17 protein-coding genes are annotated in these 14,935 nt (G+C 72.5%); 1 reads left to right on the plus strand and 16 read right to left on the minus strand.

Features of this window, described 5'->3' with window-relative positions; translation table 11 throughout:
- Positions 1 to 17: 17 nt before the first annotated feature.
- From ACO06A_RS19565 to pdxT, 9 genes are all read right to left on the minus strand, one after another.
- Positions 18 to 596 carry an adenine phosphoribosyltransferase gene (locus tag ACO06A_RS19565; protein WP_421733846.1) on the minus strand — a complete coding sequence of 193 codons (579 nt, stop codon included), beginning with the start codon at positions 594 to 596 and terminating at the stop codon, positions 18 to 20.
- A complete protein-coding gene (gene secF, locus ACO06A_RS19570; RefSeq protein ID WP_421733847.1) occupies positions 593 to 1,687 on the minus strand; it encodes a protein translocase subunit SecF in 1,095 nt (364 codons plus the stop codon). The genes ACO06A_RS19565 and secF overlap by 4 nt, the downstream gene beginning before the upstream one ends.
- Positions 1,687 to 3,585 carry a protein translocase subunit SecD gene (gene secD, locus ACO06A_RS19575; RefSeq protein WP_421733848.1) on the minus strand — a complete coding sequence of 633 codons (1,899 nt, stop codon included), beginning with the start codon at positions 3,583 to 3,585 and terminating at the stop codon, positions 1,687 to 1,689. The genes secF and secD overlap by 1 nt, the downstream gene beginning before the upstream one ends.
- A gap of 84 nt (positions 3,586 to 3,669) precedes the next feature.
- On the minus strand, positions 3,670 to 4,086 hold the full coding sequence (gene yajC, locus ACO06A_RS19580; RefSeq protein WP_421736104.1) for a preprotein translocase subunit YajC: 417 nt from the start codon (positions 4,084 to 4,086) through the stop codon (positions 3,670 to 3,672).
- 123 nt (positions 4,087 to 4,209) lie between these two features.
- Positions 4,210 to 5,268 (minus strand): Holliday junction branch migration DNA helicase RuvB, encoded by a 1,059-nt coding sequence (ruvB, locus tag ACO06A_RS19585; RefSeq protein ID WP_421733849.1) that lies wholly within the window; start codon positions 5,266 to 5,268, stop codon positions 4,210 to 4,212.
- On the minus strand, positions 5,261 to 5,872 hold the full coding sequence (ruvA, locus tag ACO06A_RS19590; RefSeq protein ID WP_421733850.1) for a Holliday junction branch migration protein RuvA: 612 nt from the start codon (positions 5,870 to 5,872) through the stop codon (positions 5,261 to 5,263). The genes ruvB and ruvA overlap by 8 nt, the downstream gene beginning before the upstream one ends.
- 83 nt (positions 5,873 to 5,955) lie before the next feature.
- Positions 5,956 to 6,522: a crossover junction endodeoxyribonuclease RuvC gene (gene ruvC / locus ACO06A_RS19595; protein WP_175347582.1), complete on the minus strand. Its 567-nt coding sequence runs from the start codon at positions 6,520 to 6,522 to the stop codon at positions 5,956 to 5,958.
- Positions 6,523 to 6,526: 4 nt separating this feature from the next.
- The gene (locus ACO06A_RS19600) at positions 6,527 to 7,330 is read right to left on the minus strand and encodes a YebC/PmpR family DNA-binding transcriptional regulator (RefSeq protein WP_421733851.1); all 804 of its coding nucleotides are present in this window, start codon (positions 7,328 to 7,330) and stop codon (positions 6,527 to 6,529) included.
- 49 nt (positions 7,331 to 7,379) lie between these two features.
- Positions 7,380 to 7,979 (minus strand): pyridoxal 5'-phosphate synthase glutaminase subunit PdxT, encoded by a 600-nt coding sequence (pdxT, locus tag ACO06A_RS19605; protein ID WP_421733852.1) that lies wholly within the window; start codon positions 7,977 to 7,979, stop codon positions 7,380 to 7,382.
- A gap of 44 nt (positions 7,980 to 8,023) precedes the next feature.
- Here pdxT and ACO06A_RS19610 point away from each other — a divergent pair, with 44 nt between their 5' ends.
- Entirely contained in the window at positions 8,024 to 9,256 is a 1,233-nt protein-coding gene (locus ACO06A_RS19610) for a kynureninase (protein ID WP_421733853.1), read from the plus strand.
- A 1-nt stretch (position 9,257) separates the two neighbouring features.
- On the opposite strand, the gene ACO06A_RS19615 is transcribed toward ACO06A_RS19610, so the two are convergent.
- The 7 genes from ACO06A_RS19615 to ACO06A_RS19645 all read right to left on the minus strand — a co-directional run bounded on the left by ACO06A_RS19615 (position 9,258) and on the right by ACO06A_RS19645 (position 14,933).
- A complete protein-coding gene (locus ACO06A_RS19615) occupies positions 9,258 to 9,890 on the minus strand; it encodes an NUDIX hydrolase (RefSeq protein ID WP_421736105.1) in 633 nt (210 codons plus the stop codon).
- Positions 9,884 to 10,807 (minus strand): pyridoxal 5'-phosphate synthase lyase subunit PdxS, encoded by a 924-nt coding sequence (pdxS, locus tag ACO06A_RS19620; RefSeq protein ID WP_421733854.1) that lies wholly within the window; start codon positions 10,805 to 10,807, stop codon positions 9,884 to 9,886. The genes ACO06A_RS19615 and pdxS overlap by 7 nt, the downstream gene beginning before the upstream one ends.
- A gap of 108 nt (positions 10,808 to 10,915) precedes the next feature.
- Positions 10,916 to 11,572 (minus strand): hypothetical protein, encoded by a 657-nt coding sequence (locus ACO06A_RS19625; RefSeq protein WP_421733855.1) that lies wholly within the window; start codon positions 11,570 to 11,572, stop codon positions 10,916 to 10,918.
- Complete coding sequence (locus ACO06A_RS19630; RefSeq protein WP_421733856.1) at positions 11,569 to 12,795, minus strand: glycosyltransferase family 4 protein; 1,227 nt, start codon at positions 12,793 to 12,795, stop codon at positions 11,569 to 11,571. Before ACO06A_RS19630 ends, ACO06A_RS19625 begins: the two co-directional genes overlap by 4 nt.
- Positions 12,792 to 13,754, minus strand: a complete 963-nt coding sequence (locus ACO06A_RS19635; RefSeq protein ID WP_421733857.1) for a phosphatidylinositol mannoside acyltransferase — start codon at positions 13,752 to 13,754, stop codon at positions 12,792 to 12,794. The genes ACO06A_RS19630 and ACO06A_RS19635 overlap by 4 nt, the downstream gene beginning before the upstream one ends.
- Positions 13,751 to 14,365, minus strand: coding sequence for a phosphatidylinositol phosphate synthase (gene pgsA / locus ACO06A_RS19640; RefSeq protein ID WP_421733858.1), 615 nt, complete (start codon positions 14,363 to 14,365; stop codon positions 13,751 to 13,753). The genes ACO06A_RS19635 and pgsA overlap by 4 nt, the downstream gene beginning before the upstream one ends.
- A gap of 7 nt (positions 14,366 to 14,372) precedes the next feature.
- Positions 14,373 to 14,933 (minus strand): HIT family protein, encoded by a 561-nt coding sequence (locus tag ACO06A_RS19645; protein ID WP_421733859.1) that lies wholly within the window; start codon positions 14,931 to 14,933, stop codon positions 14,373 to 14,375.
- Positions 14,934 to 14,935 lie beyond the last annotated feature (2 nt).

Consider the following 14,935-nt stretch of genomic DNA (forward strand, 5'->3'; position numbering starts at 1 on the left):
CAGCGCGACCACGCTGGTCAGGGCACGGAGACCAGGACGTCGATCGCGTGACCGGTGAGCAGGTCGCGTCCCCGCAGGGCCTCGAGCTCCACGAGGAACGAGAGGCCGACGACGTCAGCGCCGCAGCGCTGGAGCAGCGCCACGGTCGCGGCCGCTGTGCCCCCGGTGGCGAGCACGTCGTCGATGACCAGCACCCGCGCACCCGCCGGCACGGTCGCCGGGTGGATCTCGATGGTCGCCGTGCCGTACTCGAGCTCGTAGGACTCCGACGCCGTCGGTCCCGGCAGCTTGCCGGCCTTGCGGACCGGGAGCACGCCGGCGCCGAGCGCGACGGCGACGGGTGCGGCGAGCAGGAACCCGCGCGCCTCCATGCCGGCCACCAGGTCGACCGGTCCGTCCACGCGCCCGGCGATCTCGCCGATCACGTCGGCGAAGGCGGAGGCGTCCGCGAGCAGCGGCATGATGTCGCGGAACAGGATGCCCGGCTGCGGGTAGTCCGGGACCAGCCGCACCAGCTCGTCGATGCGGCGCAGCACGTCCGCACGCGCGGTGGGGGCCCCCGCAGGAACCCCCACCGTGCCGTCCGGAACCGTCATCGCTTGCGCTTCGGCTGCGCGGCGATCCCCTGGTGGGCACCGGGCCGCAGCGCGCCGACCGTGACGTGCACAGGACCGGCGTGGTCGGCGTCGACGTCACCGTCGGCGATGCGCGCGGCGCGAGCAGCCAGGACCTTGCGCGAGTGCTCCCGCAGGGCCGGCTCCCGCTCGCGCAGGGTGACCTCGAACGGCGTCGCCAGGAAGATCGACGAGAACGTGCCGATCAGCATGCCGACGAACAGCGCGAGAGCGATGTCGCGCAGCGTGCCCGGGCCGAGGATGAAGGCGCCCACGAACAGGATGGCGCTCACGGGGAGCAGGGCGACCACCGAGGTGTTGATCGAGCGCACCAGCGTCTGGTTGACCGCCAGGTTGGCCTTCTCGGCGTAGGTGAACCGGGTCTGGTCGAGCGTGTCCGCCGTGTTCTCGCGCACCTTGTCGAACACGACGACCGTGTCGTAGATCGAGTACCCGAGGATGGTCAGGAAGCCGATCACCGTCGCCGGCGTGACCTCCCAGCCGACCGCCGCGTAGACGCCGACCGTGATGATCAGGTCGTGGAAGAGCGCGAGCAGCGCGGCGACCGCCATCCGCCAGTTGCGGAAGTAGATCGTCATGACGATGGTGACGAAGACCAGGAACACCAGGATGCCGGTGATGGCCTTCTGCGAGATGTCCTTGCCCCACGACGGCCCGATGAACGAGCTGGTGACGTTGGTCGCCTCCGACACGTCGAACGCCTCCGCGAGCGCGGTCTTGACCTCCTCGACCTGGTCGTTGGTCAGGGTCGACGTCTGCACCCGCAGCCCGTCGGCGCCGATCGTGGTGATCTTGGGCTGCTCGTCGGGAGCGATGTCCAGCACGGTCTGGGTCGCCAGCTGCTGGTCCTTGTCGGCGACGCCCGAGACCACGAACTCCGACCCGCCCCGGAACTCGATGCCCGGGTTCAGGCCCGGCTTGATCAGGAAGATCGTCGACAGGATCACCAGCACGGTCGAGATCGTGAACCAGATCTTGCGACGGCCGACGATGTCGTACGACCGCCGGCCCGTGTACAGGTCGTTGCCCCACTGGGCGAATCCGGCGGCCATCAGTGCTCGTTCCCCTCGGTGCGCCCGGACTCGGGCTCGGACTCGGTGACGGGTGCGTCGACCGGAGCGTCGGCCACAGCGGCCTTCTGCTCAGCGGCCTTGGCGGCGGCGCGGCGCTCGGCGATGGTCTGCCCGCCCGCGCCTCCCCCCACGGCGACCGGGACACGCGGCCCGGTCGCCCCGACCGGAGCGTCCTCGACGACGGCGTCCTCGACGCCAGACGGCCGCGGGCCCGTGACGACGCGGCCACGACCGACGTACCGCGAGCCCTCGACGCCGAGACGGCGCGGGTCGAGGCCGGAGAGTCGGTGTCCCTGGCCGAAGAACTTGGTGCGGGCCAGCAGCTGCATCACCGGGTGCGTGAACGTGAAGACCACGAGCACGTCGATCAGGGTGGTCAGACCGAGGGTGAACGCGAACCCGCGGACGCCGCCCACGGCGAGCAGGTAGAGCACGATCGCCGCGAGGAAGTTCACCGCGTCCGACGCCAGGATGGTGCGCCGCGCGCGCTCCCAGCCGCGGTCGACCGCGGCGACGAGAGTGCGGCCCTCCCGCAGCTCGTCGCGGATGCGCTCGAAGTACACGATGAACGAGTCGGCGGTGATGCCGATGGCCACGATCAGGCCCGCCACGCCGGGCAGCGAGAGCCGGTAGCCCTGCGTCCAGGACAGCAGCGTGATGACCCCGAAGGTGACCGCCGCGGCGATCACCAGCGACGCGACCGTCACCAGGCCGAGCGCCCGGTACTGCAGCATCGAGTACAGGACCACGAGGACCAGGCCGATGAGGCCGGCCAGCAGGCCCTTCTCCAGCTGCTCGGACCCGAGCGTCGCGGAGATCTGCTCCTCGCTCTGCGGCGTGAACGTCAGCGGGAGCGAGCCGAAGTTCAGCTGGTTGGCCAGGCTTGCCGCGCTCTCCCGCGTGAAGGTGCCGGAGATCTCGGCCTTGCCGTCGGGGATGATCACGCCGGACGCGAGGCTGGGGGCCGAGATGACCAGGCCGTCCAGGACCATCGCGAACTGGTTCTGCGGCGGGGTGGCCGCGAGGCCCTGCAGCCGGGTGGTGACGTCGGTGAACTGCGTCGTGCCCTCGTTGTCGAACACGATGTTGACGACCCACTCGTTGCCCTGACCGCCGCTGGGCAGCTGGTTCAGGCCCGAGCTCGCGCTGGCGATCCGCTTCCCCTCGATCTCGAGGGGACCAAGGATGTACTTCGCGCTGCCGTCCTGGCTGCACGTGACGAAGGCCTTGTCCGGGTCACCATTGACGCCACCGGTGAGGTTGGCAGGGTCGCTGCAGTCGAGGGCGTCGAAGTCCGCCTGGACCTTCGGCGTCACGTAGTACGCGATGTCGCTCGGGCTGTCGGGGGTCGCCTTGGAGGGCTCGTCCGACGGCGCTTCGGCGGCGGCGCTGGGCGTGGGCGTCGGCGCCGGCGCGGCCGGGTCCGTTCCCGCCGCCGAGGCGGTGGGCGTCGGCGTCGCGGTCGACGTGTCGGTCGGCGTCGGGTTTCCGATGGCCAGCACGGGCCGGAAGGCCATCTGCGCCGACTTCCGCACCAGCTCGAGCGTCTCCTTGCTCGGGTGCCCCGGCAGCGCGACGACGATGTTGTTGCCGCTCTGGCTCGTGATCTCCGCCTCGGCCACGCCTGAGGAGTCGACGCGCTGACGGATCACGTCGATCGCCTGCGTGATCGTCTCCGACGTGATCTTCTCGCCGTTCTCCGCGACCGGAGTCAGGATGATCTGCGTGCCGCCCTCGAGGTCGAGCGCGAGGTTCGGGGTCCACGACGCGGTGGACCACTTGGTCCCGGCGGCGATGGCGCTGAAGAGCGCGAGGATGATGACGCCGAGCACGACGAGCGTGCGGATCGGCCTCTGGCGGCGTGTGGGAGGAGCCAACGGAGTTCTTCTCTCGTGCGCGCACCGGCCGCGAAAGCAGCCGGTGGGGTCAAGGTCCGGGCGTCATCACCAGGACCAAACGGTCTACTTGGTGTCCGGCTCCCCGTCCTTGCGGGCGGGCGGCAGCGAGGACAGGTCGTCCGGGACGTCGATCACGTCGTCGTTCGCGCGGCTGATGCGGTCGGCATCGCTCACCACGTCGTCCTCGTCGTCGACGTCGTCCTCGAGCTCGTCGTCATCGACGTCGTCGATCTCGTCGACCGGCGGCTCAATCTTCTTGGCGATCGCCGCGCGGATCCAGCGCGTGTGGGCGCCGGGGCTCGACTCGAGCGTGATCACGTCGTCCTCGACCGCCACGACGGTGCCCAGCAGGCCCGACGCCGTCATGACCTCGTCACCCGCCACGAGGTTGTTGCGGAACTCCGAGGCCGCTCGCTGCTGCTTGCGGGTACGGCTCGACATGAGCCAGAGAGCGCCCAGGGCGATGGCCAGGATGAGCATGAGTTCCACGGCGGTACGGCTCCGATCGGGTGGTGTGTCCGCCGCAGTCTAGGCGCAGCGGCTCGCCGCTCCAACGCACGAGCCCCGACAAGGGTTCCGAGATCTGCCCGGGCGAGCAGCGGCTCAGCCGAACAGTGTGCCCGATCCGTGGGGGACCTCGAGCCCGAGGTGGGTCCAGGCCGCCGGGAGTGCGATCCGACCACGCGGCGTGCGTCCGACCAGGCCCTCGCGCACGAGGAACGGCTCGGCGACCGTCTCCACCGTCTCCGGCTCCTCGCCGACCGCCACGGCGAGCGTGGTGAGTCCCACCGGTCCCCCGCCGAACCGGGTGCACAGGGCCGTGAGGACGGCCCGGTCGAGCCTGTCGAGCCCGAGGTCGTCGACCTCGTAGACCTCGAGCGCGGCACGGGCGGCGGCGAGGCTGAGCGTGCCGTCGCCGCGGACCTCCGCCCAGTCGCGCACGCGCCTGAGCAGGCGGTTCGCGATGCGGGGCGTACCGCGCGAGCGCGACGCGAGCTCGGCGGCGGCCGAGTGGTCCAGCGGCACGCCGAGCAGGCCGGCGGACCGGACGAGGACGCGCTCGAGCTCGTCGGACGAGTAGAAGTCGAGGTGCGCCGTGAAGCCGAACCGGTCGCGCAACGGTGCCGGCAGCAGCCCGGCCCGGGTGGTGGCGCCGACGACGGTGAACGGTGGCAAGGTCAGCGGGATCGCACTCGCGCCCGCCCCCTTGCCGACGATGACGTCGACCCGGAAGTCCTCCATCGCCATGTAGAGCAGCTCTTCGGCCGGGCGCGCCAGCCGGTGGATCTCGTCGAGGAAGAGGACCTCGCCCTCCTCGAGCGAGGACAGGACGGCCGCGAGGTCGCCCGCATGCTGGATGGCCGGACCACTCGTGACCCGCAGCGGGGCACCCATCTCGGCCGCGATGATCATCGCCAGCGTCGTCTTGCCCAGCCCGGGAGGCCCGGAGAGGAGCACGTGGTCAGGTGCCTTGCCGCGACCGCGCGCCGCGTCGAGCACGAGCGAGAGCTGGTCCCGCACCACGCGCTGGCCGACGAACTCGTCGAGCCGGCGCGGTCGCAGCGCCGCCTCGGCGGCACGTTCGAGGTCGTCCGCCCCGGACTGGACGAGCGACTCGGCCGCGAACCGCTCGGTCACCAGCTCCTCGTGGTCGTCAGCCATGTCCGCCACCCAGCGTCCGGAGCGCCGCGCGCAGCACACCGGCGACCTCGTCGGCCGCCACCGGGCCTTCCGTGCCCTCCAGCACGGTCGAGACCGCGTCGCCCGCGGCGCGCGCGTTCCAGCCGAGGCCGACGAGCGCCTCGACCACCTGGTCGCGGCGGTCACCGCCGAGCACGGCCGACGCCGGCGCCGCCACGTTGGCGGGGGCTCCGATCCGGTCCTTGAGCTCGAGCACGATGCGCTGGGCACCCTTCAGGCCGATGCCCGGCACGCGCTGGAGCGCCTTGAGGTCCTCGTCGAGCACCGCGCGCCGCAGTCCGTCGGGGGTGTGCACGGCGAGCATCGCCAGCGCCAGCCGGGGGCCGACCCCGCTGACCGTCTGGACGGTCTCGAAGACCTCGCGCTCGTCGGCGTCGGCGAACCCGAACAGGGTCAGCGCGTCCTCCCGGACCAGCAGGGACGTGGCCAGCTGCGCGGTGGACCCCACCCGCAGCCCGGCGAGGGTGGCCGGTGTCGCGTGCACGAGCAGCCCGACTCCCCCGACCTCGATCACCGCGGCGTCGAGCCGCAACGCCTGCACCGTGCCGTGGACCGACGCGATCACCCGGCCACCTCCATCAGTCGAGAACGAATCTGCTGACGGACACTCTGGCACATGCAGACGAACACGTGTACGAAGACACGCGGTCAGCCGCGGCGCCGGGCGGCCTGCTCGGCCGTGGCCCACGCCCGCTGCGCGGCGGTGAGCGAGCCGGGCGCGCGCTGGGGTGCCCCGAGGGCACCGGCGGGCCGCCACAGGTGGCACACGGCGAGCGCCAGGGCGTCGGCCGCGTCCGCGGGCCGGGGCAGCTCGTCGAGCTGGAGGAGCCGCTGCACCATAGTCTGGACCTGCGCCTTGTCCGCACGCCCGTTGCCGGTCACCGCGGCCTTGACCTCGCTCGGCGTGTGCAGCGCGACGGGGATCCGGCGGCGCGCGGCGGCGACCATCGCGATGCCTGCCACCTGCGCGGTGCCCATGACCGTGCGCAGGTTCTGCTGGGCGAACACCCGCTCCACCGCCACGGCGTCGGGTGCGTGCTCCTCGAGCCACTCCTCGATCTGCCGCTCGATGGACAGCAGCCGCTGGTCGACGTCCCAGAGAGCGTCCGACGTGGCGACGCCGACGGCCACCATGGACAGCCGCCGGGACGTCAGGCCGTCGACGACGCCGAGACCGCACCTGGTCAGGCCGGGGTCGACTCCGAGGACGCGCACGCCGTCATGGTCGCAACCGATCGGGCGCCGGACCGGGAGGCGCGCAGGTCAGTCCTCGGTGCTCGTGGTCGGCCATGACCTCGTCGGAGGCGTCGAAGTTCGCGTAGACGTTCTGCACGTCGTCCGAGTCCTCGAGCGCGTCGATGAGGCGCAGGATCTTGCGCGCGCCCTCGGCGTCGACCTCGATCTGCGTGGCCGGCCAGAACACCACGTCGGCGGAGTCGTACTCGATGCCGGCGTTCTGGAGGGCGGTGCGGACGGGGACCAGGTCGGTCGCCTCGGAGAGCACCTCGAAGGCCTCGCCGATGTCGTTGACCTCCTCGCCGCCGGCGTCGAGGACCGCCTCGACCACGGAGTCCTCGTCGGTGCCCTCCTTGGGCACGATGACGACGCCCTTGCGGGAGAACAGGTACGAGACCGAGCCGGGGTCCGCCATCTGGCCGCCGTTGCGCGTGAACGCGACGCGGACGTCGGACGCGGCGCGGTTGCGGTTGTCGGTCAGGCACTCGACCAGTACCGCGATGCCGCCGGAGCCGTAGCCCTCGTACATGATCGTCGCGTAGTCGGCGCCACCGGCCTCCTGGCCGGACCCGCGCTTGACGGCGCGGTTGATGTTGTCGATCGGGACCGAGTTCTTCTTGGCCTTCTGGACCGCGTCGAAGAGGGTCGGGTTGCCCGCGAGGTCACCGCCGCCCGTGCGCGCGGCCACCTCGATGTTCTTGATCAGCTTGGCGAAGAGCTTGCTCCGCTTGGCGTCGACCACGGCCTTCTTGTGCTTGGTGGTGGCCCACTTGGAGTGACCCGACATCGCTTCAGCTACCCCTTCGTCTCCCGCGACCTGTGCCGGCTGCAGCGCCTCACACGTTCTCGCGGACGATCTCTACGAACAGTTGGTGCACCCGGGTGTCCCCGGTGACCTCCGGGTGGAACGAGGTCACGAGCAAGGGGCCCTGGCGGACGGCAACGATCCTACCGGCGGCGGGACCCGTCTCGACGCGCGCCAGCACCGTCGCCGCCGGCCCGACCTCCTCGACCCACGGCGCCCGGATGAACACGGCGTGCACCTGCTCCTCGACGCCCTCGATGGACAGGTCGGTCTCGAACGACTCCACCTGCCGCCCGAACGCGTTGCGGCGGACCGTGACGTCGACCCCGCCGAGCGTCTGCTGGCCCTCGATCCCGCCGATCACGCGGTCGGCCAGCAGGATCATTCCCGCGCACGAGCCGTACGCGGGCATCCCGGCGCGCAACCGGTCCTGGACCGGCCCGAACAGCTCGAACGCCCGCAGGAGCTTGTCGATCGTCGTCGACTCCCCGCCGGGGATCACGAGGGCGTCGACCGCGTCGAGCTCTCGCTGCCGACGCACCGGCACGGCCTGCGCCCCCACGGACGTGAGGGCGTGCACGTGCTCGCGCACGTCTCCTTGCAGGGCGAGGACTCCGACGGTCACGGTCACGACGGGCGAGTCTAGGCGTCGACCACGGCCGTAGGCTCGCCGCCGTGACCTCCGACCACCTCGACGCCCGGGCCGCCGCCCTGGACGCCCAGCACGCGGCGACCGACCTCCGGGACCGGTTCCTCCTCCCCGACGGAGTCGTGTACCTCGACGGGAACTCCCTCGGCGCCCTGCCCGTGGGCGTGCCGGAGGCGGTCGGGTCGGTCGTGCGCGAGCAGTGGGGCCGCGACCTGATCGGCTCGTGGAACACGCACGGTTGGTGGGACGCGCCCGTGCGGGTGGGCGACGCGATCGGGCGGCTGATCGGTGCCGCGCCCGGCCAGGTGGTGGTCGGAGACTCCACCAGCGTCCGGCTGCACCAGTCGCTGCACGCGGCCGCGGCGCTGCGCCCGGGCCGGGCGGTCGTCCTCACCGAGCCGGGGTCGTTCCCCACCGACCAGTACGTGATCGCCGGCGTCGCGGCCCAGGTCGGCTGGCGGGTCGAGCACGCGACGCCCGCCGAGATCCCCGCCCGTCTCGGGTCGCAGGTCGCGGTCGTCGTCCTCTCCCACGTGGACTACCGGACCGGCGTGCTGCTGGACCTGCCGGGGATCACCGCGGCCGCGCACGACGCCGGCGCGGTCGTCATCTGGGACCTGTGCCACTCCGCGGGCGCCCTGCCGGTCGGGCTCGACGCGCACGGAGTCGACCTCGCGGTGGGATGCGGCTACAAGTACCTCAACGGCGGGCCCGGGGCTCCCGCGTACGGCTATGTGGCCGCCCGGCACCAGGACGCGTTCGTCAACGTCCTGCCGGGCTGGAACGGGCACGCGGAGCCGTTCGCGATGGCCGAGGGATATGTGGGCGCCCCCGGCATCGCGCGGGCTCGGATCGGGACTCCCCCGATGCTCTCGCTCCTCGCGCTCGAGGCGGCCCTCCGCGCCTTCGACGGGGTCACGATCGAGGACGTCCGCGCCCGGTCGCTGTCCCTCACGCGGTTCTTGCGCGAGGCGATCGCCGCGGTCGTCCCGGACACCGACTTCGCCTCGCCCCAGGACGACCGGCGGCGCGGCTCACAGGTCGCCCTCCGCCACCCCGACGCCTACGGGATCGTGCAGGCGCTCGCAGCTCGCGGCGTGGTCGGCGACTTCCGGACGCCGGACATCGTGCGCCTGGGCGTCGCGGCGCCGCACCTGTCGCACGGCGACCTGGTCACGGCCGTGAGGGCGCTGCGCGCGGTGCTGGAGCACGACGAGCACCGCGATCCCGCCTGGGCGACGCGGAACGTCGTCACCTGAGCTACTCGCGCGCCAGGCCGAGGTGTCGCGTCACGCCGTCCCACACCGGGAGCAGGCCGCGGACGAGGTCGACCAGCCGGTCGGGGAACACCTCGAGCTCCACCAGGTCGAGGTCGTCGAGAGACCACCAGCGCAGCTCGTCGATGACGTCGAGCTCCAGGTCGGTCCAGCCGGCGCGGTCGACCGACTCGAACGCCGACGCGGGGACGCGGGCGAGGTAGAGGATCTCGTCCTGCCGGCAGTGCTCGGCGAAGAAGTCGAAGATCGCGGACCGTGTGAAGACGGGACCGACCAGCTGCCCGGGGTCGAGCAGGATGCCGGTCTCCTCGCGGACCTCCCGCACCGCGGCGCCCAGCGCGTCCTCGCCGTCGTCGATCCCGCCGCCGACCGTGAACCACCAGCTGCGGTCGGGCTGGTCGGCGTCGTGCCCGCGGATCAGCAGCACGCGGTCGTCCTCGTCGAGCAGAATCACGCGGGCCGCCTCGCGGAACAGCAGGCCGTCGTCGCCCCGCCGCCACTCCGTCCCGAGGGCGTGCACGGGACCGCCGCCGTCGGCGCTCGACCGGGAAGGGACGGCAGAGGCCGCGGACGAGTCGTCCGCGGCCTCCGGCCTGGCGTGGTCCTGCGTCACCAGCCGCGCTCGGCGAGGCGGTGCGGCTCCGGCACGTCCTCGACGTTGATGCCGACCATCGCCTCGCCCAGGCCACGGGAGACCTTGGCGATGACGTCGGGGTCGTCGAAGAACGTGGTCGCCTTGACGATCGCCGCGGCACGCTCGGCGGGGTTGCCCGACTTGAAGATGCCGGAGCCGACGAACACGCCCTCGGCGCCGAGCTGCATCATCATCGCGGCGTCGGCGGGGGTGGCGATGCCGCCCGCGGTGAAGAGCACGACGGGCAGCTTGCCCGCCAGCGCGACCTCCTTGACCAGGTCGTACGGCGCCTGGAGCTCCTTGGCGGCGACGAACAGCTCGTCCTCCGGCAGCGAGGTCAGGCGACGGATCTGGTCGCGCAGGGTGCGCATGTGCGTGGTCGCGTTCGAGACGTCGCCGGTGCCGGCCTCGCCCTTGGAGCGGATCATGGCCGCGCCCTCGGTGATCCGGCGAAGAGCCTCGCCCAGGTTCGTGGCACCGCAGACGAACGGGACCGTGAAGGCCCACTTGTCGATGTGGTGCGCGTAGTCGGCAGGGGTCAGCACCTCGGACTCGTCGACGTAGTCGACACCGAGCGACTGGAGCACCTGCGCCTCGACGAAGTGGCCGATCCGGGCCTTCGCCATCACGGGGATGGAGACGGCCTCGATGATGCCGTCGATCAGGTCCGGGTCGCTCATGCGCGCGACGCCGCCCTGCGCGCGGATGTCGGCCGGCACGCGCTCGAGGGCCATCACGGCGACCGCCCCGGCGTCCTCGGCAATCTTCGCCTGGTCCGCGGTGACGACGTCCATGATGACGCCGCCCTTGAGCATCTCGGCCATCCCCCGCTTCACGCGGGCGGTGCCGATGACGCCGGCGTGCGTCGCGGTGGTGGGCTGGCTGTTCTCGCTGGTCACGTCGAGCCTCGCAGATCGTGGTGCGGTCGGGGTGCGGCCGCCTCCTCGGAGGAACAGCGGCCTGATCGGTCAATCGTAGACCGTGCGCGGCGCACGTCCGGGCGCGTCTCAGCGTGGAGGGGCGGTCTCCGCGGAGCCGCTGCGTGCTCCCGGACGGCCCAGGTTCTCGGGCCACGCGTCGTCCATCTCGAAGCTGCTGGGCTCGGGTGCGTGCCCGGCCAGACGCAAGAGCCGGACCAGCGGCCCGCGCCGCGCACGGGCGGTCTGGGCGACGGCCTCGTTGTGGAACCGGCGCGCCAGCTGCACGCGGTACCAGGAGGAGGCCAGGAGCCCGACCAGCTCGTCTCCTGCCGGGTCGGCACGCAGCGCCGCCACCTCCTCCGGCTCGTCCATCGCCTCCCGCAGCGTGGCCGAGAGCTCGCTCTCGATGCTCCCCCGGTCGACGGCGAGCAGCGCGGCTCCACCCACCGGGACGTCGTCCGGGCCCACCAGCGCGAGCAGGTCGGCGGGCAGCTCGCTCGCGCCGGTCGACAGTGCCGCCCACGCCGCCTCACCGACGAGCACCGAGCTCACCGGGTCGAGCACGCCGGAGGTCGCCAGCTCGGCGGCAACCGTCGCCCGTCGCACCAGCTGGGCGTCGAGCACCGCACGGGACGTCCCGACCTTGCGGTGCAGCCGGTCCAGCCGCGACGCCGCCACCCACACCCACCACAGGGCGAGCGCGACGACGATCGTGACGTAGACCGTGATCTCGGACCACCTCATCGGGACTCACCCCGACCCCGGCGCAGCTCGAGCAGCCGCGCCCCGCGCACCGACGACGGGTCCTCGCCGACGGGCGAGCGCCGGCCGGCGACGACCATCTCGTAGACGGCCAGCACCTGGTCCGTCACGGTCGCCCAGTCGTACTGCCGGACCACCTCGAGCGCGTGGGCGGAGACCGCGGCCCGCAGCTCCGGGTCCCGCAGCACGCGCACGAGCGTGCGTGCCAGGTCGTCGCTGTCCCCCGTGCGGAACAGGACGCCGGCCTCGCCGTCGTCGAGCACGCGCGAGAACGCCCCCAGGTCGCTGGCCACGACGGTGGCACCTGCGCTCATCGCCTCGACCAGGACGATGCCGAAGCTCTCGCCGCCCGTCTGCGGCCCGCAGTAGACGTCGACGGACGCGAGCAGGCTGGCCTTGTCGTCGTCGGAGATCCCGCCGAGGAACTCGACGGCCGCTGCCGCCTCCTCGCCCAGGAGCTCCCGAACCTCGTCGGGTCCGGTCTCGCCGCGGCCGGCGACCAGGAAGCGCGCGCCCGGGATCTCGGCGAGCACGCGCGGGACCGCCTCGAGGAGGACGGGCAGCCCCTTGCGCGCCTCGTCCAGACGCCCGAGGAACGCGATCGTGGGCCGCTCCGCAGAACCGGTCCAGCGCGGGTCCGACTGCGCCTGCGCGAACCCGTCGACGTAGACACCGTTGGGGATCACCACGGCGTCGCCACCCATGTGCTCGACCAGCGTGCGGCGGGCGTCCTCCGACACGGCGATCCGGGCCGAGATCTTCTCCAGCGACTGCCGGACCAGCGGGTAGGCCATCTGGAGCGGGCGCGACCGGATCAGGGCCGTGTGGAACGTGGCGACGATCGGGCCGTCCGCGATCCACAGGGCGAGCATGCCGAGGCTGGGCGTGACCGGCTCGTGCAGGTGCAGCACGTCGAACTCCCCCGCCGCGAGCCACTTGCGGACCCGCGCAGCGGTGACCGGCCCGAAGGTCATCCGGGCGACCGCACCGTTGTACCGGACCGGGATCGCGCGGCCCGCGGCGGTCATGTAGGCCGGGATCGGCGTGTCGTCGTCGGCCGGCACCAGGACCGACACCTCGTGGCCGCGCGCGATGAGGGCCTCGGCGAGGTCCCGCACGTGGAACTGGACGCCACCCGGGACGTCGTAGGAGTACGGGCAGACGATGCCCACGCGCAGGGGTCGCTCCGCCCGGCGGGGGCTCAACTCGGGCTCCCCTGCGCGGCGAGCGTCTGCGCGTAGCGCGCCGGGTCCAGGTCGTCGACGAAGACCTTCTGGAGCATGTGCCAGTCGTGCGGCCGCTGCCGGACACCGGCGGCGAACTCGTCGACCCAGGCCTGCGTCATCGCGCGCACCCGGTCGGCGCGCGGGACGTCCGTCGGCATGTGGATCGCCTTGTTGAACTGGATGACGATTCCCCAGGGCGACCCGGCGGCACGGCGCTGCGCCCCGCGGAGGCGCTCGTAGTAGATGACCGTGGTCACCAGGGGTGCACCGGTGGTGATCGCCAGGGCGGCCGGGCCGGCAGCGACGCGGGCGCGGTGCCCGAACAGGTCGACCTCGACGCCCTTGGACGTGAGGTCCCGGTCGGCGAGCAGCGGCAGGAGCCCGGCCCCCGCCCGTGCCGCGCGGACCAGGCCACGGAACACGTCGCCGCCCCCCGTCAGCGCGAAGATCGTGATGCCGAGGCTCTCCCGGAACGCGACGAACTCCTGGAACAGCGCCTCGGGCTCGAGGCGCTCCGCGACGGTGGTCACCGGGGCGATCGCCCGCGCGCAGTAGGCGCCCGCGAGGTCCCAGTTGCCGGTGTGCCCCAGGGCGAGGACCACGGCCTGGTTCGCGTCGGTGAAGGCCCGCAGGTTCTCCATGCCGACGGCACGCACGCGCGCGTCGACCTGCTCCCGGGACATCGTCGCCAGGGCGAACGCCTCGCCGAAGTAGCGCATGTACGAGCGCATGGCGGCGCGGCTCAACCTGCGCAGGGCACGCGCGTCGAGCTCGGGCCGCACCCGTCCGAGGTTCTTCTCCAGCTGGCGGACACCGCCACCGCGGCGAAGCCACGCACCGTCCGCCGCCAGGTCGCACAGACCGCGGAGCACCGGCCCGGGCAGGCGGCCGGCGACCTTCCACGCGAGCGCGTAGGCGCGGGCGACGTCCACCTTCACTCGGACACCTGCGCCGCGGCCTGGCGGTACACCTTGGTCATCCGCTGCACGACGGTCACGGCCGACGCGAGCGCCAGCAGGCCGAGCACGACCGTCAGCACGACGTCCGGCGCGCCGACGCCGACCGCGGCGGTGGCCACCAGGACGAGAGCCAGCCGGTCAGCCCGCTCCGCGATGCCGCCCGACGCGGTCATGCCGAGCCCCTCGGCCCGGGCTCGGGCGTACGGCACGATCGAACCGAGCACCAGGCACGCGAGCGCCAGGACGGCGCTGAGCCGGTCGTCGCCACCCGCCGTGAACCACAGGACCAGACCCGCGAAGATCGCTGCGTCCCCGAACCTGTCGAGGGTCGAGTCGAGGAACGCGCCCCACGGCCCGGACCGGCCGGCGAGCCGCGCCATCACCCCGTCGAGCGAGTCGGTGAGCACGAACACCGCGATGACCAGGGTGCCCACCAGCAGATGACCGGTCGGGAACGCCCACAGCGCGGTGACGACGACGACCACGGTCCCCGCGATGGTCACCGCGTCCGGTGAGACACCCAGCCGCAGCAACGCCCTCGCGATCGGGGTGAAGAAGCGCGTCATGGCACCGCGCAGTCCGTTCAGCACGTGCCGATCATCCCTTCGATGCGGTCGGCCAGGCGGCCGCCAGCCGTGCCCGCGTGTCGCCGAGCAGCTCGGGCAGTGCCCGGGTGCGGCCGACGATCGGCAGGAAGTTCGAGTCCCCACCCCACCGGGGCACCACGTGCTGGTGGAGATGGGCGGCGATCCCGGCGCCCGCGACGTCGCCCTGGTTCATGCCCAGGTTGAATCCCTGCGGTGCCGACACCTCGCGCACGACGCCCATCGCCGTCCGGGTGAGCGCCGCCACCTCGGCCACCTCAGGCTCGGTCAGCTCCGTGTAGTCGGCGACGTGCCGGTACGGGCAGACGAGCAGGTGACCGGAGTTGTACGGGTAGAGGTTGAGCACCACGTAGGCGACCGACCCGCGCGCGACGATGAGGCCGTCCTCGTCGGAGAGCGTCGGGATGCGGCAGAACGGGCACCCCTGGCCGGCCTCGCGGTCGGTCGGCTTGTCCTGTCCCCCGAGGTACGCCATGCGGTGCGGGGTCCACAAGCGCTCGAAGCCGTCCGGCACGCCGGCGAAGTGGTCAGCGGGCTCGGCGTCGTCGGCCACGA

Origin of the sequence: Cellulomonas sp. (assembly GCF_965229465.1) — a bacterium.
GTDB lineage: Bacteria > Actinomycetota > Actinomycetes > Actinomycetales > Cellulomonadaceae > Cellulomonas.

Bases quoted from the DNA above. Each gene is read 5' to 3' on its own strand.
- secF (WP_421733847.1), bottom strand. From the start codon at position 1,687: ATGGCCGCCGGATTCGCCCAGTGGGGCAACGACCTGTACACGGGCCGG.
- ruvB (WP_421733849.1), bottom strand. From the start codon at position 5,268: ATGGCTGACGACCACGAGGAGCTGGTGACCGAGCGGTTCGCGGCCGAG.
- ACO06A_RS19565 (WP_421733846.1), bottom strand. From the start codon at position 596: ATGACGGTTCCGGACGGCACGGTGGGGGTTCCTGCGGGGGCCCCCACC.
- ACO06A_RS19625 (WP_421733855.1), bottom strand. From the start codon at position 11,572: ATGAGGTGGTCCGAGATCACGGTCTACGTCACGATCGTCGTCGCGCTC.
- yajC (WP_421736104.1), bottom strand. From the start codon at position 4,086: ATGCTCATCCTGGCCATCGCCCTGGGCGCTCTCTGGCTCATGTCGAGC.
- ACO06A_RS19600 (WP_421733851.1), bottom strand. From the start codon at position 7,330: ATGTCGGGTCACTCCAAGTGGGCCACCACCAAGCACAAGAAGGCCGTG.